This is a genomic window from Aminobacter sp. P4_D5 (assembly GCF_056401815.1).
The window spans coordinates 1-17,708 of sequence record NZ_JBFUIP010000117.1; the positions used below are offsets into that span (position 1 = coordinate 1).

Annotated in this window: 14 protein-coding genes and 1 pseudogene; all 15 read left to right on the forward strand. The window is 62.3% G+C overall.

Annotation, left to right across the window (positions count from 1 at the left end; genetic code table 11):
* Positions 1-107: 107 nt before the first annotated feature.
* On the forward strand, positions 108-1,274 hold the full coding sequence (gene tssA, locus AC1DWF_RS21650; RefSeq protein ID WP_476783524.1) for a type VI secretion system protein TssA: 1,167 nt from the start codon (positions 108-110) through the stop codon (positions 1,272-1,274).
* Between the two features lie 6 nt (positions 1,275-1,280).
* A complete protein-coding gene (gene tssB / locus AC1DWF_RS21655; protein WP_476787834.1) occupies positions 1,281-1,820 on the forward strand; it encodes a type VI secretion system contractile sheath small subunit in 540 nt (179 codons plus the stop codon).
* A gap of 4 nt (positions 1,821-1,824) precedes the next feature.
* Positions 1,825-3,327, forward strand: coding sequence for a type VI secretion system contractile sheath large subunit (tssC, locus tag AC1DWF_RS21660; RefSeq protein WP_476782069.1), 1,503 nt, complete (start codon positions 1,825-1,827; stop codon positions 3,325-3,327).
* A gap of 27 nt (positions 3,328-3,354) precedes the next feature.
* Complete coding sequence (locus AC1DWF_RS21665; protein WP_476782070.1) at positions 3,355-3,822, forward strand: Hcp family type VI secretion system effector; 468 nt, start codon at positions 3,355-3,357, stop codon at positions 3,820-3,822.
* Positions 3,809-4,567 (forward strand): type VI secretion system baseplate subunit TssE, encoded by a 759-nt coding sequence (gene tssE, locus AC1DWF_RS21670; protein ID WP_476782087.1) that lies wholly within the window; start codon positions 3,809-3,811, stop codon positions 4,565-4,567. The genes AC1DWF_RS21665 and tssE overlap by 14 nt, the downstream gene beginning before the upstream one ends.
* A gap of 2 nt (positions 4,568-4,569) precedes the next feature.
* Positions 4,570-6,444 (forward strand): type VI secretion system baseplate subunit TssF, encoded by a 1,875-nt coding sequence (gene tssF / locus AC1DWF_RS21675; RefSeq protein ID WP_476804347.1) that lies wholly within the window; start codon positions 4,570-4,572, stop codon positions 6,442-6,444.
* Positions 6,408-7,472 carry a type VI secretion system baseplate subunit TssG gene (gene tssG / locus AC1DWF_RS21680; protein WP_476787836.1) on the forward strand — a complete coding sequence of 355 codons (1,065 nt, stop codon included), beginning with the start codon at positions 6,408-6,410 and terminating at the stop codon, positions 7,470-7,472. The genes tssF and tssG overlap by 37 nt, the downstream gene beginning before the upstream one ends.
* Positions 7,469-8,977, forward strand: coding sequence for a type VI secretion system-associated FHA domain protein TagH (tagH, locus tag AC1DWF_RS21685; protein ID WP_476782073.1), 1,509 nt, complete (start codon positions 7,469-7,471; stop codon positions 8,975-8,977). Before tssG ends, tagH begins: the two co-directional genes overlap by 4 nt.
* A gap of 3 nt (positions 8,978-8,980) precedes the next feature.
* Positions 8,981-9,433, forward strand: a complete 453-nt coding sequence (gene tssJ / locus AC1DWF_RS21690) for a type VI secretion system lipoprotein TssJ (RefSeq protein WP_476782074.1) — start codon at positions 8,981-8,983, stop codon at positions 9,431-9,433.
* Positions 9,434-9,474: 41 nt separating this feature from the next.
* A complete protein-coding gene (gene tssK / locus AC1DWF_RS21695) occupies positions 9,475-10,809 on the forward strand; it encodes a type VI secretion system baseplate subunit TssK (RefSeq protein ID WP_476782075.1) in 1,335 nt (444 codons plus the stop codon).
* Between the two features lie 4 nt (positions 10,810-10,813).
* Positions 10,814-12,133, forward strand: coding sequence for a type IVB secretion system protein IcmH/DotU (icmH, locus tag AC1DWF_RS21700; protein ID WP_476782076.1), 1,320 nt, complete (start codon positions 10,814-10,816; stop codon positions 12,131-12,133).
* A 3-nt stretch (positions 12,134-12,136) separates the two neighbouring features.
* Complete coding sequence (gene tssM / locus AC1DWF_RS21705; protein ID WP_476787837.1) at positions 12,137-15,676, forward strand: type VI secretion system membrane subunit TssM; 3,540 nt, start codon at positions 12,137-12,139, stop codon at positions 15,674-15,676.
* A complete protein-coding gene (gene tagF, locus AC1DWF_RS21710) occupies positions 15,658-16,200 on the forward strand; it encodes a type VI secretion system-associated protein TagF (RefSeq protein ID WP_476782078.1) in 543 nt (180 codons plus the stop codon). The genes tssM and tagF overlap by 19 nt, the downstream gene beginning before the upstream one ends.
* On the forward strand, positions 16,200-17,303 hold the full coding sequence (locus AC1DWF_RS21715) for a DUF2169 family type VI secretion system accessory protein (RefSeq protein WP_476782079.1): 1,104 nt from the start codon (positions 16,200-16,202) through the stop codon (positions 17,301-17,303). The genes tagF and AC1DWF_RS21715 overlap by 1 nt, the downstream gene beginning before the upstream one ends.
* Positions 17,300-17,708 (forward strand): annotated as a pseudogene (locus AC1DWF_RS21720) (3-oxoacyl-ACP synthase); the annotation flags it as partial. The gene AC1DWF_RS21715 and the pseudogene AC1DWF_RS21720, both read left to right, overlap by 4 nt.

The following is a 17,708-nucleotide window of genomic DNA, read 5'->3' on the forward strand; positions in this document are numbered from 1 at the left end:
AAGCTTAAGCGCTTGCCTCGACCAACTTTGAGCGACGCCTGAATTGTGCTAAACCAAAGTGGAGTGGAATACCGGCGACTTCCGTCTTTTGAGACATGGGGGGATGCGTGGTTGATCTTGCTCTTTGGCTCAACCCTTTGAACGGTGAAAACCCGTCAGGGGAAGACTTGCGCAACGATCCGCGCTTCCACGAACTCGAGCGCCTCGTCGAGCCCCAGGTCAACGTGGTCCACGACGAGCGCAACAAGCCTTCATCTCAAGTAAGCATCCCGGTCGATTGGACAGCTGTCCTTAGCAAGGCCGAGGAACTGCGCAGCCATGGGCGCGACCTTCGGCTCCTCACCCTCGTCACCCGTGCGCTTGCCAATGACCAGGGAGTGGCCGGGCTCACCGAAGGCCTGACGCTGATTGGGCGAACATTCGACGAGCATTGGGAGACGATGCATCCCGCGCTGAGGCCGAATGCGCCACCGCGCGAGGCAGCCCTTCGCCGCATCAATGCCCTGCTTGATTTGCAGAACGGCCAGGAGGGTTTGCTTGCAAATCTCCGTCAGATGACATTTTTCGCGCCGCGCGGATTTGGCCCGATCACCGGGCGCGAACTTGAACTGGGTGCGCTTGACGATCGGGTCATGCTGCAGGAAGCGGCGCAAGGGTTGAACAGCATCGAGCGGGCAGCCCTGTCGAGCGCCCACGAACAGCTGCTGGCGAAGTTGCGCAGTGCTTGTGCCGCGCAGGCAGACCTTGCGGGTCCGGCAATGGAGCAATTAATTACCGACACGCGAGCGGCGAGCGTGGCACTCAGCGGCGTCGACACAGCACTCAACAAACGGCTCGAAACCACCGGACCGGCGGTGCCTGACCTGAAGAGGTTTCTCGACAGGATGCTGACCACGCTTGAACGCGGGTCGACCGCGCGCGCCGCGCCCAACGGCACAGCCAAACCCGAATTCACGGAGGCCACACCCGCCACGGCGTCGCCAAATGGCCACGCAGTAGAACCGGCGGCAAACCATATGGGATCAGCCATGGCCCTCCCCGACCGCCTCTCCTCGCGCGACGACGTCGTCAGATGCCTCGACCTCGTCGTTGCCTTTTACGACCGCACCGAGCCGTCGAGCCCGATCCCGCATCTTGCCCGCCGCGTGCGTCGTATGGTGCACATGGATTTCGTTGAACTGATGGAAGATCTCGCCCCCTCAGGGCTGAAGGAATTCCGGCTCCTGGCCGGCGTTCCAGACAGCAAGAAGACGCCTCAGAAGGATGAAAGGTAGCCAAGCATGCCAGCGGAAAGCAAAGCAAAGGTCATCGAGCGAAATCGCGCACCGCGCGTGCAGATCGCTTATGACGTTGAGACCTACGGCAGCCCGACGACGATCGAACTGCCCTTCGTGATGGGCGTGATGGCCGACCTCGCCGGCGCATCGCAGACCAAAGAAGCTCAAAAGACGGTGTTGGACCGCACCTTTGTAGAGACCGACGCCAACAGGTTTCCGCGCTTCATGGAAGCGCTTGGCCCCCGCGTGAAGGCGCGGGTGAAGAACACATTGCCCCAGGCTGAAGGCGCAGAGCGCGAAGAAGAGCTGGCGGTCGACCTCACATTCTCCAAGATGGGCGATTTCGCGCCTGACAAGATCGCCGAGCAAGTGCCGCAACTGGCCGAAATCCTCAAGATGCGCCGTCAGCTCGAGGAGTTGCTGGGCTTCATGGACGGTCGGGCCGACGCAGAAAAGCGCATCGCGCAATTGCTGAACAACGAGCCGCTTCTCGGCCAGATCGCCAGTCAGGCGCTCTCCGACAGCGACAAGGTCGAGGAATAAAGCCATGGCCGAACAGCAAAAAAGCCCAACTGTTGCCGAGGCAGAGGCCATCGATCTCGGCGAATTCAGCGAACTTTTGGAGAAAGATTTCAAGGTCAAGAAGGACGACAGCGAGAAGCTCCAGCAGCTCGTTCGTAATCTCGCCCTTGCCGCCCAGTCGCGCTCCGACACCACCAGCATCTCGTCGAATGCGATCAAGTCGATCAAGTCGCTGATATCTGGCATCGACAAGATGCTGACCGTCCAGCTCAACGAGATCCTACACGCCCCGGAAGTCCGGGAGATGGAGGGTACCTGGCGTGGCCTCTGGTACCTCATCAACAACACCGAGACGGACCAGAAACTGAAGATCCGGGTGATGAACATCTCCAAGGAGCAGCTGGCTGATACGCTCGAAGACTATGAAGGCCAGATGTGGGACCAAAGCCCGGTATTCAAGAAGGTCTACACCGACGAATACTCGATGTTCGGCGGCGAGCCGTTCGGCTGCCTGATCGGCGCCTACGAGTTCTCCAACCACCCGCGCGACGTTGGACTTTTGCGCAACATTTCCGGCGTCTGCGCCTCTGCACATACGCCGTTCATCGCGGCTGCCTCGCCACGCCTGTTCCGCATGGACAGCTGGCAGGAACTGCCCAATCCGCAAGATCTGCAGCAGATCGTGTCCAACCCGGCCTATGCGTCGTGGCAATCGCTGCGCGAGAGCGAGGATGCGCGCTACATCGGCCTTGCCATGCCACGCGTTCTGGCGCGGCTGCCCTATGGCGCCGATACTGTTCCGGTCAAAAGCTTCGCCTTCGAGGAGGAAGTGCAGGGCGACCACCACAAATACATCTGGATGAACGCCGCCTTCCCGATGGGCGTCAACATCAACCGCAGCCACAAGCTGTTCGGCTGGGGAACGCAGATCCGCGGCGTCGAGAACGGCGGCACGGTGATCAACCTGCCGGTGCACAGTTTCCCGACCGACGACGGGTCGGTGGCAATGAAGTGCCCGACCGAAGTCGCCATCGACGACCGGCGCGAGGCGGAACTGGCAAAGCTCGGCCTAATGCCGATCCTGCACCGCAAGAACACCGATCTAGCGGCGTTCATCGGCGCCCATTCGCTGCAGGACGACGAAACCCGGGCCGGGCGGCTGGTCGATCCCGACGCACAGTCCAACGAACGGCTGAGCGCCAACCTGCCCTACCTGTTTCCGGTGTCCCGGTTCGCCCACTACCTCAAGGCGATCGCCCGCGACAAGGTCGGCTCATTCAAGGAACGCTCCGACATGCAGATCTGGTTGACCGAGTGGATCAACCGCTACGTGCTCGCCAATCCGGCCTTCGCCGACGACAAGGCGCGTGCCAAGCGTCCGCTCGCGGCGGCCGAGGTCCAGGTCGACAGTGTCGAGGGTCGACCTGGTTACTACAACGCCCGCTTTTACCTGCGCCCGCATTACCAACTGGAGGGAATAAATGCGTCGCTCCGGCTCGTGTCGGAATTGCCGTCAGTGAAGTCTTGATTTGTCTTCGTACAATGGAGAGAGACGATGCCAGACGAAGCAAAAACAAAAATAGATGGGTTTTTGAAGGTTCCTGATATCACCGGCCCAAGCGTTCGCGACGGCCACGAAGATGAGATTGAGATTCATGGAGTGGAGTTCGACATGGTTGCGCCGCACGACCCAAATTCGCTGTCGCGAAGAGGTCGCGTTGCATTGGGCATGATTAAGTTCATCAAGAATTACGACAAATCCTCTCCGTATCTGAAGAAAGCCCTCTTTGACAACAAGCCACTGGACGAAGTGGTGTTCTCGGCGCGCCGCACCATCGATGGCGAGACCAGCGACTATCTTGTGGTCACCCTGTCGGATGCCTCGGTCGTTCAATACGACATGAAACCGAGCCTGGATGAACAGGACTTGATCGAGGAGCGGGTAGGCTTCGCCTACAAGAAGATCAAATTCAACTATGACGACAAGGACGAGGTCGAAATGGATGTCCATGTCGGCAAGTGACGGGCAGGTACGGCGCAACGGCGCCGAAATCGCGGCGACCGGCAGTCCGCGGGCGAAACGCGAGGCGGTCCAGCCTTCCCTTTGGGATCGCCTCGTCAATGATTTGCCGGGACTGAATTCGGAGATCGATGGGCTTCGGCACCTGCTGCTGGAGGAGTTGGGTGAAGAACGTCTCGACGGCTTTCTTGGAGGAGCCCCCCGGATTATAGACTCGGACCTTGAACTGACGCCCGATCAGAAGCGGCGCTTGCACCGGCTCAGTTTTCAGAACAGACAACGCACCGAACTTGAGAGCCGGGGCGTCGTGGTCTCGGCGCACGTGCTGCGGGAGGCTGTGCGGCGTGACATCGAGGCGCTGTTCAACACTGAGCGCTTCGAAGCGACGCCAATGATTTCCGACAGAGAGGCCGAACAGGCGGTCGATGACCCGCCCGATCTCGCAGATTTCCCCGAAGTGCGCCGAAGCGTCGTCAATTACGGCGTGCCGTCATTCTCCGGCCGGTCGTCTCGCGACTTTGATCGTGAAGTCCTGGCGCGCGAGATACGTCTGGTGCTGGCCAATTTCGAACCGCGGCTCAAGGAAAGCGCGACAAAGGTGACAGTCAACCTTGGCGACAAGACCACCGGGCTCAAGATCGAGATCGACGCCGTGCTGATCATGACGCCGACGCCTGAACGATTGCGGCTGCGCACCACAATAAATCTCGACAACGGTATGGCGCGGACCGATTTCAAGGAAGCCTGAATATGGATCGGATCTTCCTGGAGTATTACGAGGAGGAACTGACCCACATCCGCACGCTTGCGGCGGAGTTCGCCGACATGCATCCAGCTGTCGCGCGCAACCTATCGCTCGACACCGCCCCCTGCCCTGACCCGTATGTCGAGCGGCTACTCGACGGTGTCGCTTTCCTTGCCGCACGGACCAGGCTGAAGGTCGATGCCGAGCGATCGAGGTTTGCACGCAGCGTTCTTGAAGTTCTCTATCCCGACCTGCTTACGCCTGCACCTGCGACGACCGTGGCAGTGCTGAAGCCCAGCCAGCAGGTTCAAACGATGAACGCCGGCCACGTCGTCAAGCGCGGCACCCGCCTGGTGGCCAGCCTGCAGCCTGGCCTGTCGACACGCTGCACCTTCACTACGGCTCAGGATGTTACCTTGTGGCCGATCGAGATCGCCTCCGTCGGCTACTACCAGGACCGCAGTGCGCTTGCCGCCGCCAGCATTGCACCGATCAGCGCAGCGGTTTGTGAAGCAGCGCTGCGCATTACCATCGCCCGGACCGGCAAGGGCAAACTGAGCGAATTGGCTCTCGACCGGCTCGAATTGCATTTTGCCGGGCGCACGAAAGCAGCACTGCTGTTCGACACCATCTTTGGCGTCTGCACGGCAATGGGCGCTCGTGAGGACAGCAAGTCGGGCAAGCTCGTCCCCCTGCCAATGCCCGAGATGATCGGGATCAGCGACTCTGAAGCATTGATGCCGCGGACACGCCCGACCTTCGAGGGCTATCGGCTGCTGCGCGAATATTTCATGATGCCCGAGCGTTTCCATTATGCGCGCGTTCAGGGGCTGCAGCCTGTCGTGCGCAGCTGCGAGGCAGGGCTCGAAATCGTCTTCCTGCTGCGGCGCGCCGTACCCGAACTCGCCGACCTTTCCCCAACCGATTTCGAACTGTTTGCGACGCCGCTGATCAATTTGTTCGAGCGCGAATGCAACGTCATCGAACTCGATGCCCGCAAAACGCGACAGGTGCTTTACGCCGACCGCACACGGCCTAGGGATTTCGAAATCTTTCGGGTGACCCATGTCGAGGACGCCGAGGCCGAAGGGGCCGACGCAGAGATACCCGCCCTCTTCAGCCTTGGGCAGAACAGGGGCAATGGATGGGTCTACTCGACCGAACGCCGCCCGCGACGCGCGACCGAGGACGAGCGGCGCGAGGGCGTGACCCGAACCTCTTACACCGGCGACGACGTCTTTCTGGCGATCTCACGGCCGGCCGGCACCTCCACGGGGCGTCCGCTCAAGCGCATCGAAGTTACCGCTCTTTGCACCAACCGCGACCTGCCGATCCTCGACGACAATCCGACGCTCACGCTGGAAAGCGGCGACCCCGTCGAAGCGGTGAGATTGCTTGGCGCGTTGCGAGCGCCCCAGCCATCCATTCCAGCCACGCTGCCCGCCGGTGCCGATGCGGAATCCCGTGCCGATGAACTCGCCTGGCGGCTGGTGGCGCAACTCGCGCTCAATTTCCTTAGCCTTGCCAAGGAGGGCCGCGGCGTCGATCCGCTGCACGCACTGCTCGACCTCTATGCCGATCGCGGCGACCCGGGGATAACTCGCCATGTCCGCTCGATTGTCCGCATTGACTCCCAACCAGTGATCGAGAGACTGGCGATACCAGGGCCGATCTGCTTCGGCCGCGGCACCGAAGTGATGCTCCATATCGACCAATCAGTGCTATCGGGTCAAAGCTCGTTGCTGCTTTCCGCCCTGCTGGCGCGGTTGTTTGCCCGCCACGCCGGTATCAACGGCTTCGTGCGCACCCGCACGCGGCTTCTCCAGAAGCAGGAGGACGTGCCATGGCCGATGACGCCCGGCAACCGCTTCCTGATATAGCAGCACGCAACAGGCTGACGGAGAGCTACGACTTCTTCGAGCTGCTTCGCCAGCTTGAAAACCGGGGCAACGGTCTGTTCGGTCATTCGGGGCGCCCGGACCGTGAGCCGGCGCGGCTCGGGCAGCATGTGCGCCTGGGCTTTTCGACCCAGGATGTTGTCAAGTTCGAGGAGGCCACAGACAAGAACGCCCCGCGCGTCACCGTCGCCAATCTGGGCTTGCTTGGCCCCGAGGGGCCGCTGCCGCTACATCTGACGCGCTGGGTGCTCGATCGCCTGTCGCAGCGCTGGTTTGCTGGTGCCGATGCGCATCAGACCAGCGACACGACCTTCGTCGATTTCGTCAACATCCTCCAGCACCGCATGATCGCCTTGTTCTATCGCGCCTGGGCCGATGCACATCCGGGCGTGCAGGTCGAGCGTGCCGTCGGTGGCCGCATCCGCTCGATGCTCGAGGCCATGGCTGGCATCGGCCTTCCCGATACGAAAAATGCGGAGAACACCGATCTCGATACAGTGAAGCTGCGGCAGGCTGCGGCACTTGCCGACCAGGTCGATGGGCCAGAACGGCTCACTTTGTTCGTCGCCGAAGTTTTCAACGTGCAAGTCCGATTGAAGGAGTTCGTCGCTTCGTGGCTGGAGATACCAGCCGCCCTGCAGACGAGGCTCGGTCAAGCCAGCGCTTCGCTGGGCAGAAGTGCAACCATCGGGCCCCGCAGCTTCAGCCGCCAGAACAGGGTCGAGTTGCGCATCGGTCCGCTCGATTTCGAGACCTACAAAACGTTCCTTCCCGGTAGCAAACGGCTACCTGTTTTGAAGCGCGCCATCCGCGACCTGATCGGCGAGTTGCTCGACGTCGATCTCAGGATCGTGCTGGCCCGCGCAGAGGTGCCGCCGGCTCGGATCGGCGCTGCTCAGCTCGGCCGAACGGCCTGGCTTGCGCCCCCTGCGGAAAGGGACGATGCTGAGGATATGCGCCTGCGGACGATCGTCGGTTGGCGGCCAGAAATGGCGGGAGTCGGGGCATGAGTTTGCTCCTCACGCTTGAGCAGGGACCGCGCGCGCAGGCAGTGCGCCAGACTCGGCTGGACAAGGGTGAACTGGTGATCGGTCGCAGTCCCGATGCGGACTGGCAGATCGACGACCCCGACATGTTCGTGTCACGCGCTCACTGCAAGATCACGGCGGAACAGGGTGGCTATATCGTCACCGATACCTCGAGCAGCGGACTATTCATAGACGACGCCGGCAGCCCGCTTGGATTAGGCAATTCGGCACGGCTGCACAATGGAATGCGGCTAAGGTTGGGCGACTATGTCGTCTGGGTCGAGCTGCAGCCAGGGGCCCAATCGTCGGCGCCGAAATCATCGCCTTCCAGGACATCGACACCTCAACCCGTGCCACCGGCATCGCGCGCATCGATCGGCTTGGGTGGCGATGATTTCTTCTCGGTCAAGACCAACGAGGAGCCTCAACGCCCGCGCCCCTCCGATCTTCCGAACCCGTTCGAGCATCCTGAACCTGGAGCATTTCGTGCCTACGAGCGTGCCGGAGGCTCAGAGCGCAATTCGCCGGCCTTCGACGATCCGTTCAGTCTCGATCCGGTGGCAACCCCAGTTTCGACTGGACACGGCGATGACGGTCAAAATGGAATGTCCGCCTTTGCTGATCCATTTGGCCTTGCTCCAGCGGAAACCCCACCTCCCAAGCCGAAGCCGGAACCCATCGACCAGCAACCTTCATCGCTCGACGATGATTTTGGCCTCGCACCCGTTCCACCACCGCCGCCTGTTGCCGAGGTAAGGCCGGCTGGAAACAGGTACGACAGAGCCGTCGACAAGCCCCCCTCGCCCGCTCCTTGGGATTTGCCGGCACGCCGGCCCGATGCACCTCCCCCACCGCCGCCGTCACTGCGAGCACGCCAAAAATCAGCCGCCGTTGCCGCACCGGCCGCGACACCTTCAGACAGCGCCCTGCGTGCAGCCTTCCTTCGTGGCTTGGGCCTGGACGAAAGCGACACCTCCGGCCGCGACGCGATCGTTGAGATGGAGAAATTCGGCCGCGAATACCGCTTGATGCTCGAAGGTCTGATGCAGCTCCTGCGCAAGCGTGCCGAGGAAAAAGGCAATGCGCGCATCGAGCAGACTATTGTTGGCTCGTCGGAGGTCAACCCGCTCAAATTCCTGCCGACTGTTGATGATGTGCTGGCAACCATCCTGGCTGAACGCAGCCCCGGCTTTCTCGCCGGCGAGCCGGCCATTGCCGATGCAGTCCGCGACCTCGCCCAACACCATGTTCGCGCTTGGCGCGGCCTGCAGGGCGCTCTTCGCCGCATGATCGATCGCTTCGATCCCATCGCGCTCGAAGAGGAGCTGAAATCGAGTTCGTCGTTCGAGACGCTGCTGGCGGGCGGCCGTAGCGCCAAGCTTTGGGATCTGTACAAGAAACGCCATCGCGAAATCGCCGTAAGCGCCGAAACGCGCTTCATGGGCGAGATCGGAGCCGACTTCCGCAACGCATATGAAGAGGAGTGACGCATGATCGACCGGCGCGACTTCATTCTTGCTCTCGGCGCGACAGGACTGGTTACCGCCTGCCAAAGCGGGCCGCCGAAACCGTCCACGGTCACCGTCAATGTGAGCGGTCAAGCCGGCATGAATCCCGGACCCGGCGGCGGCGACAGGCCGGTTACCGTTCTGGTCATGCGATTAAAAAGCACGGGCAAGTTCAACTCCGCGGACTATTTCGCCCTGCAAGGTGATGCCGCCACAGCGCTAGGTGGCGACCTCATCGGCTCCGACCAGCTCGCCGTCGGCCCCGGTAAGGCGGCGTCTAAGACCATCACCGTTGAGCCGGAAGCGACCGCGCTCGGTTTTGTCGCGCTTGTTCGCGAACCAACAGGTCGAACCTGGCGAACGACGAAATCGGTCTCGCCAGGTTCGACGGTAACGATCGCCGTCAAGCTCGGCAGCGGAGGCATTTCCGCCTGACGCGGACGAAGAACGGAGTTCTCGATGCTAAGAGTTGCCGCATGACCGACGCAAACAGGGTGCTGTGGTCCGAAGGGCTGTTCCTCCGCACCCAGCACTTCCAGCAACAGGACCGTTTCTTTGAAGCGACGGTACGCGGCGCTCTTCTGGCCGGGCAGCTCCATACCTTCGGCTTTCGCGCACTGACGCTCGACCCGGCCTTGCTGGAGGCCGGACAGGTCGCGGTGCTCTCTGCCCGCGGCATCTTCCCCGATGGCACCCCTTTCGCCATTCCCGACACGATGGACTCACCAAAGCCGCTCGCCATTACCGCGGACATGGGCGGCGGTCCGGTGCTCATCGCCGTACCACTAGAGCCGCCGGGCGGCATCGGCTTTGATCCCGCGCATGCCGAGGCCAGCGGTGCGCGCTATCGCGGCCGCATCGTCACCGTGCGAGACTCGGTGCAAGGCGGTTCGGACCCCGAGGAGATCGAGATCGCCCGACCGCAGGCACAGCTGCTTGCGCCCGGAAAATCGGTCGGCGGCTACACGGCACTGCCGATCACCGAAATCACCGGCCTGCGCGCCGACGGTGGCGTTGCCATCGACGACAACTTCCTGCCGCCTACGCTCACGACTGGAGCCGTCCATTGGTACGCCCAGCTTCTGCAAGAGGTCATCACCGGGCTCGATCAGATCGCAGAGGCGCATGCTAAGATGGTGCTTGGCGGTCCTGGTCGCAGCGTTGAAGACTTGCTGATGCTCAATCTCGCCAATGCAGCGCGGCCGCGCCTGGCGCATATGCTGGCGCAGGACATATTTCACCCCGCCGATCTCTACCTCGAGCTTGCCGGCCTCGCCGGCTCGATGGCGACTTACGGCTCAAACTCGAGGCGCCTGGCCGAATTGCCGATCTACGATCACATGGCGCCGGGACCGGCCTACTCGGCGCTTGCCGACACGTTGCGTTCGCTGATCCTGAGTCTGCGCTACGTCGAACCAAAATCGCGAGCGCTCCCGGTCATGCGCCATTCCACCAACGTCTGGAAGGTGCGCATCGACAACCCGAAACTGCTTGTCGCCAGCCGCATCGTCATTCGCGTTGGCTCAGAGCTGTCGGAAGAAGCGCTACGCAAGATATTCGTCAACCAAGCTACCGTCGGTGCGGCCGGCGAATTCGAAGGCCTTTGGAAGTCGCGCCTGCCGGGCATTCCGTTGAAGCCGCTGCACTCGCAGCCGCGCGAAATCCCTTATGACGGCGATCGCCTTTGCCTTGAACTTGATCAAAGAAGCGAGCACTGGGCCTCTCTCCTCGACGCACCCGGATTCGTCATCGGCGTATCCGGCGTGCTGCCGAGCGAGCCGCAGGTCGACTGCTATTCGGTGAACAGGTGACGCGATGAGCCAAGACGATCCTTTCGGCTTGTCGGAGGATCGTGAGCGTACCCGGATTCGCATGGTCGGTACGCCGACGCCACGCGCGCCGATGCCCTTTTCCGCAGCCCAACTGAATCGGTCGCGTGCCCATCCGAACATGCTGGTCAATGCGTTTTCTGCCCTTTTGGAATTCGCGCCCGAGCTTGAAAATGCGCTGCCGCCGGAAAATCCGGAGCATCTGCGCACCCGCCTGCTCGAAGAGCTCGTGCGGGGGCGTGACGCTGCGGTTGCAGCAGGGTCGTCCATCGATCGCGCAGACCAGGCCGCCTGGTCGGTCGCTGCACTGCTCGACGATCTCGCGCTGAACACACCGTGGGGCGGTGCCAGTGCCTGGCCGCGTCAGCCGCTCGTCGTCATGCTGCGTGGGGATGTCGATGCTGGCGCCCAGTTCTTTTCACGCCTGGAAGAACTCGAGCGCCACCCCAACCGCGACAAGGAAATGCTGGAACTGCAGTATCACTGCATGGCACTTGGCTTCCGCGGCAAATACCGGGTGCCTGGTCGGTCCGGCGACCGGTCTTTGAATGCGGTGCGTGCGGCTGCCGCGCGTTTTCTGCGCGATGCAGACGCCGAAGATGCACCGCTTTCGCCGAACTGGAAGGGCGTCGTCGCAGCCGACGAAGCGCCACGCTTCACTGTGCCGATCTGGGTGATGGGTGTTATCGCTGCGGTGCTCGCAACCGCGGTCTATGTCGGCTTCTCCCTGGGGCTGAGCAATCAGGCCGTCCAACTCTCCGCCTTGGTCCGTGCGCTTCCGCCGGCAGATCGAGCCGAAGTGTTGCGCGCTGCACCTCAGGCAGAAGCGCCTCCGGTCGAGACCGTCGACTTCGCACTGCTGCCCGAATTTGCGGCGGCCACTCCGGAAGGATTGCGCCCAGCGTTGAAGGGTGCCGAAAGCGTATCTCTGGCCCGCCTCGTCATCCAGGCCTCCAACCCTGAGCTGTTCCAATCGTCTCGGGCCGAACTGACCGACGGCTTCCAGCCCCTAGTCAGCGCCATAGCCAAGGTGATCGTCGAAAACCAGGAATTGATCGGAAACATCACGGTTGTTGGCCACACCGACGGCATTCCTCTGCAAAGAACCAACCCGCTTTCCACCAACCAGCGCCTGTCGGAGGCACGTGCTGCAACGATTGCCGACATGCTGGTCCAGAACGGCGTGCCGCAGGAGCGTGTCCGCTCGGAAGGTCGCGCTGCCACCGACCCCGTCGCCGACGACGCCACCCGAGAGGGCCGCGCGCTCAACCGCCGGGTCGAAGTGCTGGTCGAAAAGAGGCTGTGACAGATGTTCATCCTGCGCTTCCTCTGGTCGGTACTGACTTCGCGGTGGCTCTGGACGCTCATTGGGCTCACTTTGCTTTCGCTGATCATCTGGGTGTTCGGACCAATCGTGAGTGTCGGGCAGCGCACGCCCTTTGCGTCCGAAACGATACGCATGGCGCTGATCGCAGGCTTGGTCATCTTGTGGCTCATCTGGCTGATCTTGGCCCAGCGCCGCGCCATCCGCGCCAATCGTATGTTCGTCGCCGAGATCGCCGCAGCTCCGGTGGAGAAGCCGCTGACGCCTGGCGAGCAAAGCGTTGCCGCAGTCAGCGCCAAGTTCCAGGGGCTGATGGACGAGCTGAAGCGGCGCAAGCTCGGCGGTCGCAAGCTGCTGCGCGATATGCCCTGGTACGTCATCGTCGGACCGCCAGCGACTGGCAAGACGACCGCCTTGCGCCAGTCCGGCCTCAACTTTCCGATCGATCTCACCGACGACATCCAGGGTATCGGCGGCACCCGCAACTGCGATTGGTTCTTTTCCGAAAACGCCGTGCTGATCGACACCGCCGGACGCTACGTCCAGCAGGAGAGCCAGCCCGATGTCGACGCTGCCGAATGGCTGGGGTTCCTCGATCTGTTGAAAAAGCATCGCGGGCGGCGCGCGCTGAATGGCGTCATCGTCGCGCTTTCGATCGATGCGCTATCCGAGGGTGACGAAGCCATCAAGGCGCATGGTCGCAAGATCCGCCGGCGCCTGGCCGAACTGAACGAGCGGCTGGAAATCCGCCTGCCGGTCTATCTGATGCTTACCAAAGCCGATCTGATCAAGGGCTTCGAGCCTTTCTTTGGCGGCCTCTCGACCTCGGCACGCGAACAGGTGTGGGGCACGACTTTCGCGCCCGACGCGCGTGTCGACGGCAACATGGTATCGCGAGAAATCTCGCTGCTGGCGACAGAGCTTGAGAGACGTCTCGTCCCTCGCCTCGAAGACGAAGACAGCTTGGCGGCTCGTGCCGAAATCTTCAGGTTCCCGGCGCAGGTCGAAAGCCTGTCCGAACCGATCCGCCTTCTCATCGGACAGATATTCGGCGAAAGCCGCTATGAAGACAGCGCTTGGCTGCGCGGCGTCTACCTGACTTCGGCAACGCAGGAAGGCGCGCCTATCGACCGGCTCACGGCCGCGCTCTCCTCGTCGTTCGGGCTGCCGCCACGCCGCGCCACGTCCTCGCCGCGCGTCGAAAGGCGCAGTTTCTTCCTCAAGAACCTGCTGACTGAGGTGATCTTCAAGGAAGCCGGCCTCGGCATGTTCGATCCGCATGCGCAGCGCCGCCGGACTTGGATCTGGCGCGGCGCTGCCGCAGCCTCTGGGGCGGCGGTGTTGCTCGCCGGATCGCTCTTCGGGCTGTCCTACTACGACAACCGCAACGCCATCGCGGCCCAAGCCGGCCAGTTCGAGGCGCTGCAGGCGCCGCTTGCACCGTTTGCGGCGGCTCCAGCCCCAGTTGACGCGCCCGACATAGATGTCGCGCTGGCAGCGATGGATGAGGTGACCAGTGCCCGTACACCGCCGCCGAGAGGAGTGCGCGACCTGATCGGCCCGACAGCCGCGCCGGAACTGCTGCGGGCACAGGCCGATAGCTACAACCACGCCCTACGCAACATCCTCGAGCCGCGCATGGTCGCCTTGCTTGAAACTACGATGTGGCGGCAGATCCGCGATCCGGAATTCATGCTCGGCGCCCTCAAGACCTACCGCATGATGACCGGCCTGTCGCAGATGGACACCGATTTCGCCCAGGATTGGTGGGTGAACCACCTGCCTGAGTTTGCCCCTGTCGCCCCCTTTCCGACGGCGAACGCGGAGGAACACCAGCTCGCCGCCATCCGCCGCATGACTGTCGACGCGAGCTATGTTGCACCCGATCCAGCGCTGGTCGCCGAGGCACTGAAGAGCGTCTGCACCATTTCGCTTCCGGCCCGCGCCTACAAGCAGTTGCTGGCCGATCCCGCCGTCTCCGAACTGAAAGAGTGGATTCCGGCAAATTTCGCAGGTCCCAACGGCTCCAAGGTCTTTGCCCGCCGCTCGGACAAGACGATGCGTATCGGCATATCAGGTGCATATACGTACGCTGGCTTCCACGATGTCATCCTTGACCGGCTGGAGGATGTCGCGGGCCAGGCAGCGCTCGATCGCGCCGTTTTTGCCGGCGGTTGCGAGGAGAATTCCGAGACCTCGGTGTCAGCGCTGTCGGAAGATATCCTCAAGCTCTACTACGAGGATTTCATCGCCCAATGGGACAGCCTGCTGCGCGACATTCGGCTGGCACCGCTGACTGACCTCAACGTCGCCAGCGAAAACCTCAAGGACCTTTCGAGCGCCGATTCAGCCCTCAAGCGCCTTGTTACAGCTGTTGTCCACGAAACCGATCTCATGCGCTCCGACGAAGAGCCGGCTGGTGACAACAAGACTGCGTCCAAAGGCGCATCCAAGCTTCTGGGTAAGCTCGGCAAGGTCGGTAAGCTCGCCAAGGCGGGCGCGAAGCTGCTTCCTCGTGCCGGTTCGGCCACCGAAGTCGACATGACCGGCACGCTTGTTGCCGAGCACTTCAAGCCGCTCAAGGGGGCTGTCGCCGAAGTTGATGGCCAGCCGCCCGCACTTGACGCGGCTGTCGTGGCGCTCACAGCACTTTCGAATGTGCTGCAGACAGTTACCGCCAATCCCGATCCGCAGGACGCCATCAAGAAGCAAGGTGGGCTTGCCGAACTTACGGGTGCTGTCGCCCGTCAGGCGCAAATCCTGCCCGACCCGATCGACGACTGGCTCGGCGGCATTGCCGGCGACACAAGCGGCCTGACGGAGAAGGCGGTCACCTCCGAGCTCAACGCCATCTGGCGCGCCGACATTCTGCCTTTCTGCCAGGCAGCGCTCAACGACCGCTATCCATTCAGTCCGCAGAGCGCTGTCGACGTCAACGTCCGCGATTTCGCCCGCCTCTTCGGCCCAGGTGGCTTGATTGACGCCTTCACCAACGATCATCTCATCAGCTATGTCGACACGGCAAAGCAGCCATGGACCTGGCGCGCCGATTTCGGCCTGGATTCTTCGGCGCTTGCTGCCTTTGAGCAGGCGCGCCGCATCCGCGACGACCTCTTCCCTGACGGGACAGGTCCTTTGATGAGCTTCACGCTGGAGCCCAAGGACCTGTCGCCCACAGTGACCCGCGTCACGCTCAATCTCGATGGCCAGAGCCTCGTCTACTACAACAACGCCACCCGCCCGCAGCCGATGACATGGCCGGGAAAGGACGGCACCGGCACAATCTCGCTGGCCTTCCAGCCCATCGATGGCTCCCCCGAAGTGATCGTCAATGAAACCGGCAGCTGGGCTTGGCTCAGGCTGCTCACCAAGGGCCGTTTCACCGGCACTGCCTTGGCCGACGTCTACAATCTCCGCCTGGGCGCGAAGAACTTCTACGCCGATTTCGAGTTGAAGGCGGCAAGTGTCGAGAACCCCTACAATTTGGAGATGTTCAAGAGGTTCGTATGCCCGCAGCAGATCTAGTCACCGGCTTCTACGGCAAGATTCCGGCGACCGGCGATTTTGTCGGCCGAGGCCTTCCGAGCGAGTTTGTACGGGCATGGGACCGCTGGGTCGCGAGCCATCTGGCGCCACTGCAATCATCTGGCATCTGGACGGAAAAGGTCGCGCTGCGCTTCCTACTTGGCCCAGAGGCAAATGGCCCAATGGCCGGCATCGTTGTACCAAGCAGTGACAAGGCTGGACGTCGTTTTCCGTTGACTGTCGCCTCTCCGCTTTCAGCAGCCACAACCGGCCTTGCAGGCTCGGCAGCGAAATGGTTCGACGACATCGAGGTCGCAGCGGATTCCGCGCGAAATGGAGACATCAGCGCCGACGAATTCGCTGCCAATCTGGCTGCTCTGCCCTTCCCGACACTCGACATCACGGGTGAGCCAGTGCTCGGCATGGTCCTCTGGACGGATGCTTCAGTGCCAATGGAAATTGACCCGACAAAGCCCCAATCGGCACTGGATCGGCTTCTCATGGCGAGCTGGGAGACCAGCTGATGCAAATCTGGAACCAGACCGGCTTCGTCCACGAATTCACCATGGGCATGGACAAGGCTGCGCACGAATACATCGTCGTGGTGGTCAAGGGCACGTTCGATTTCCCCGAGGCTCCGGGGGGCTTGGTGCGCAAGTCGGCTGAGCAGGTGCCTCTGGTGATGGCCGATACCTGCACGGGCGAGCCAGGTTATTCGGCAACGCTTTGGGAGACCGATTTCGCTTTCCGCAAGCCGCGCTGCGATGTGATTGCCAATGGCTGCGCCTACGCGCCTAGCGGGCGTCCGGCCGAACGCGTCCCGGTGGGGATCAGGCTGGGCGGTTGGCAAAAGCTCTTTGAGGTGGTCGGCACACGCGAATGGCGCGCCCGTGGTCCGCTGTTCATGGCGACAGCGCCCCAGCCCTTTCTGCGCCAGCCATTTTCCTACGACACCGCTTGGGGCGGCACCGACCGCCTCGACCACGAAGACAAGCTCCCGGGTAGCTACAAGTTTAATCCCGTCGGAACTGGCTGGGCGCGCACCCGCAACCAGCATCTTGTTCCCGGCCTCAGGTTGCCAAATACGCAAGCCATCGGAGAGGAGGTCCGCTCGCCCTTCGGCGACTACAAGCCGATGAGCTTTGGGCCGATGGGCCGCGGCTGGCCAGGCCGCATCGAATATGGCGGCACCTACGACGACAACTGGACCAAGAACATCTTCCCGTTCCTGCCTCCGGATTTCGACGAACGCTATTTCCAGATGGCCCCGCCCGACCAACAGATCGACCCACCCAAAGGTGGCGAGGACGTGGTGTTGATCAACCTGACACCTGGCGGCCACGAAAGCTTCCGCCTGCCAGGCACGACGCTGCCAGTTACGCTGTTCAAGGGCCGCGACAAGGCCTACGAAGCTGACCTTCTCCCCGACACCGTCCTGTTCGACCTCGAAAACCGGCGTTTCTCGCTGGTCTGGCGAGTATCGCAGCGTATCCATCGGACGATACTGGATTTTACCGAATGTTGGGTTGGTCCACCCACGGAGTCGATGCTGCGGGCACGGGCGGCGGGGCGCGCATATGTCCGCGCAAGCGGAACCGCACCGCTGGCCGAGATAGAGGACGCATGAGCGCTTCACTCGACATTGTTTCGGTCGGCATGGTCACAGCGGTTGGTCTCGACGCACCTTCCAGCTGCGCGGCGATGAGGGCGCGGCTCGACGGCTTTCAGGAAACGCAGTTCACAGGCCCGGCGGGTGAGCGCCTGACTGGCGCGCCTGTCTCGTTGCCGCGCGCCTGGATTGGCGAAAAGCGCATGGCTCATCTGGCCGCCGGAGCCATCAGCGAGGCCTTCAACAAGGTTCCGCAAGCACGCGGCCATACGGTGTTAATCCTATGCTTAGCCGAAGAAGACCGGCCCGGTCGACCCGTAATCGACAGTTCGGCTCTGCTGCGCCGTATCGCCGAAATCGTTGAGATCGAACCGCATACGCGCTCCCGGATCGTCTCACATGGTCGGCCCTCGGGCCATGTAG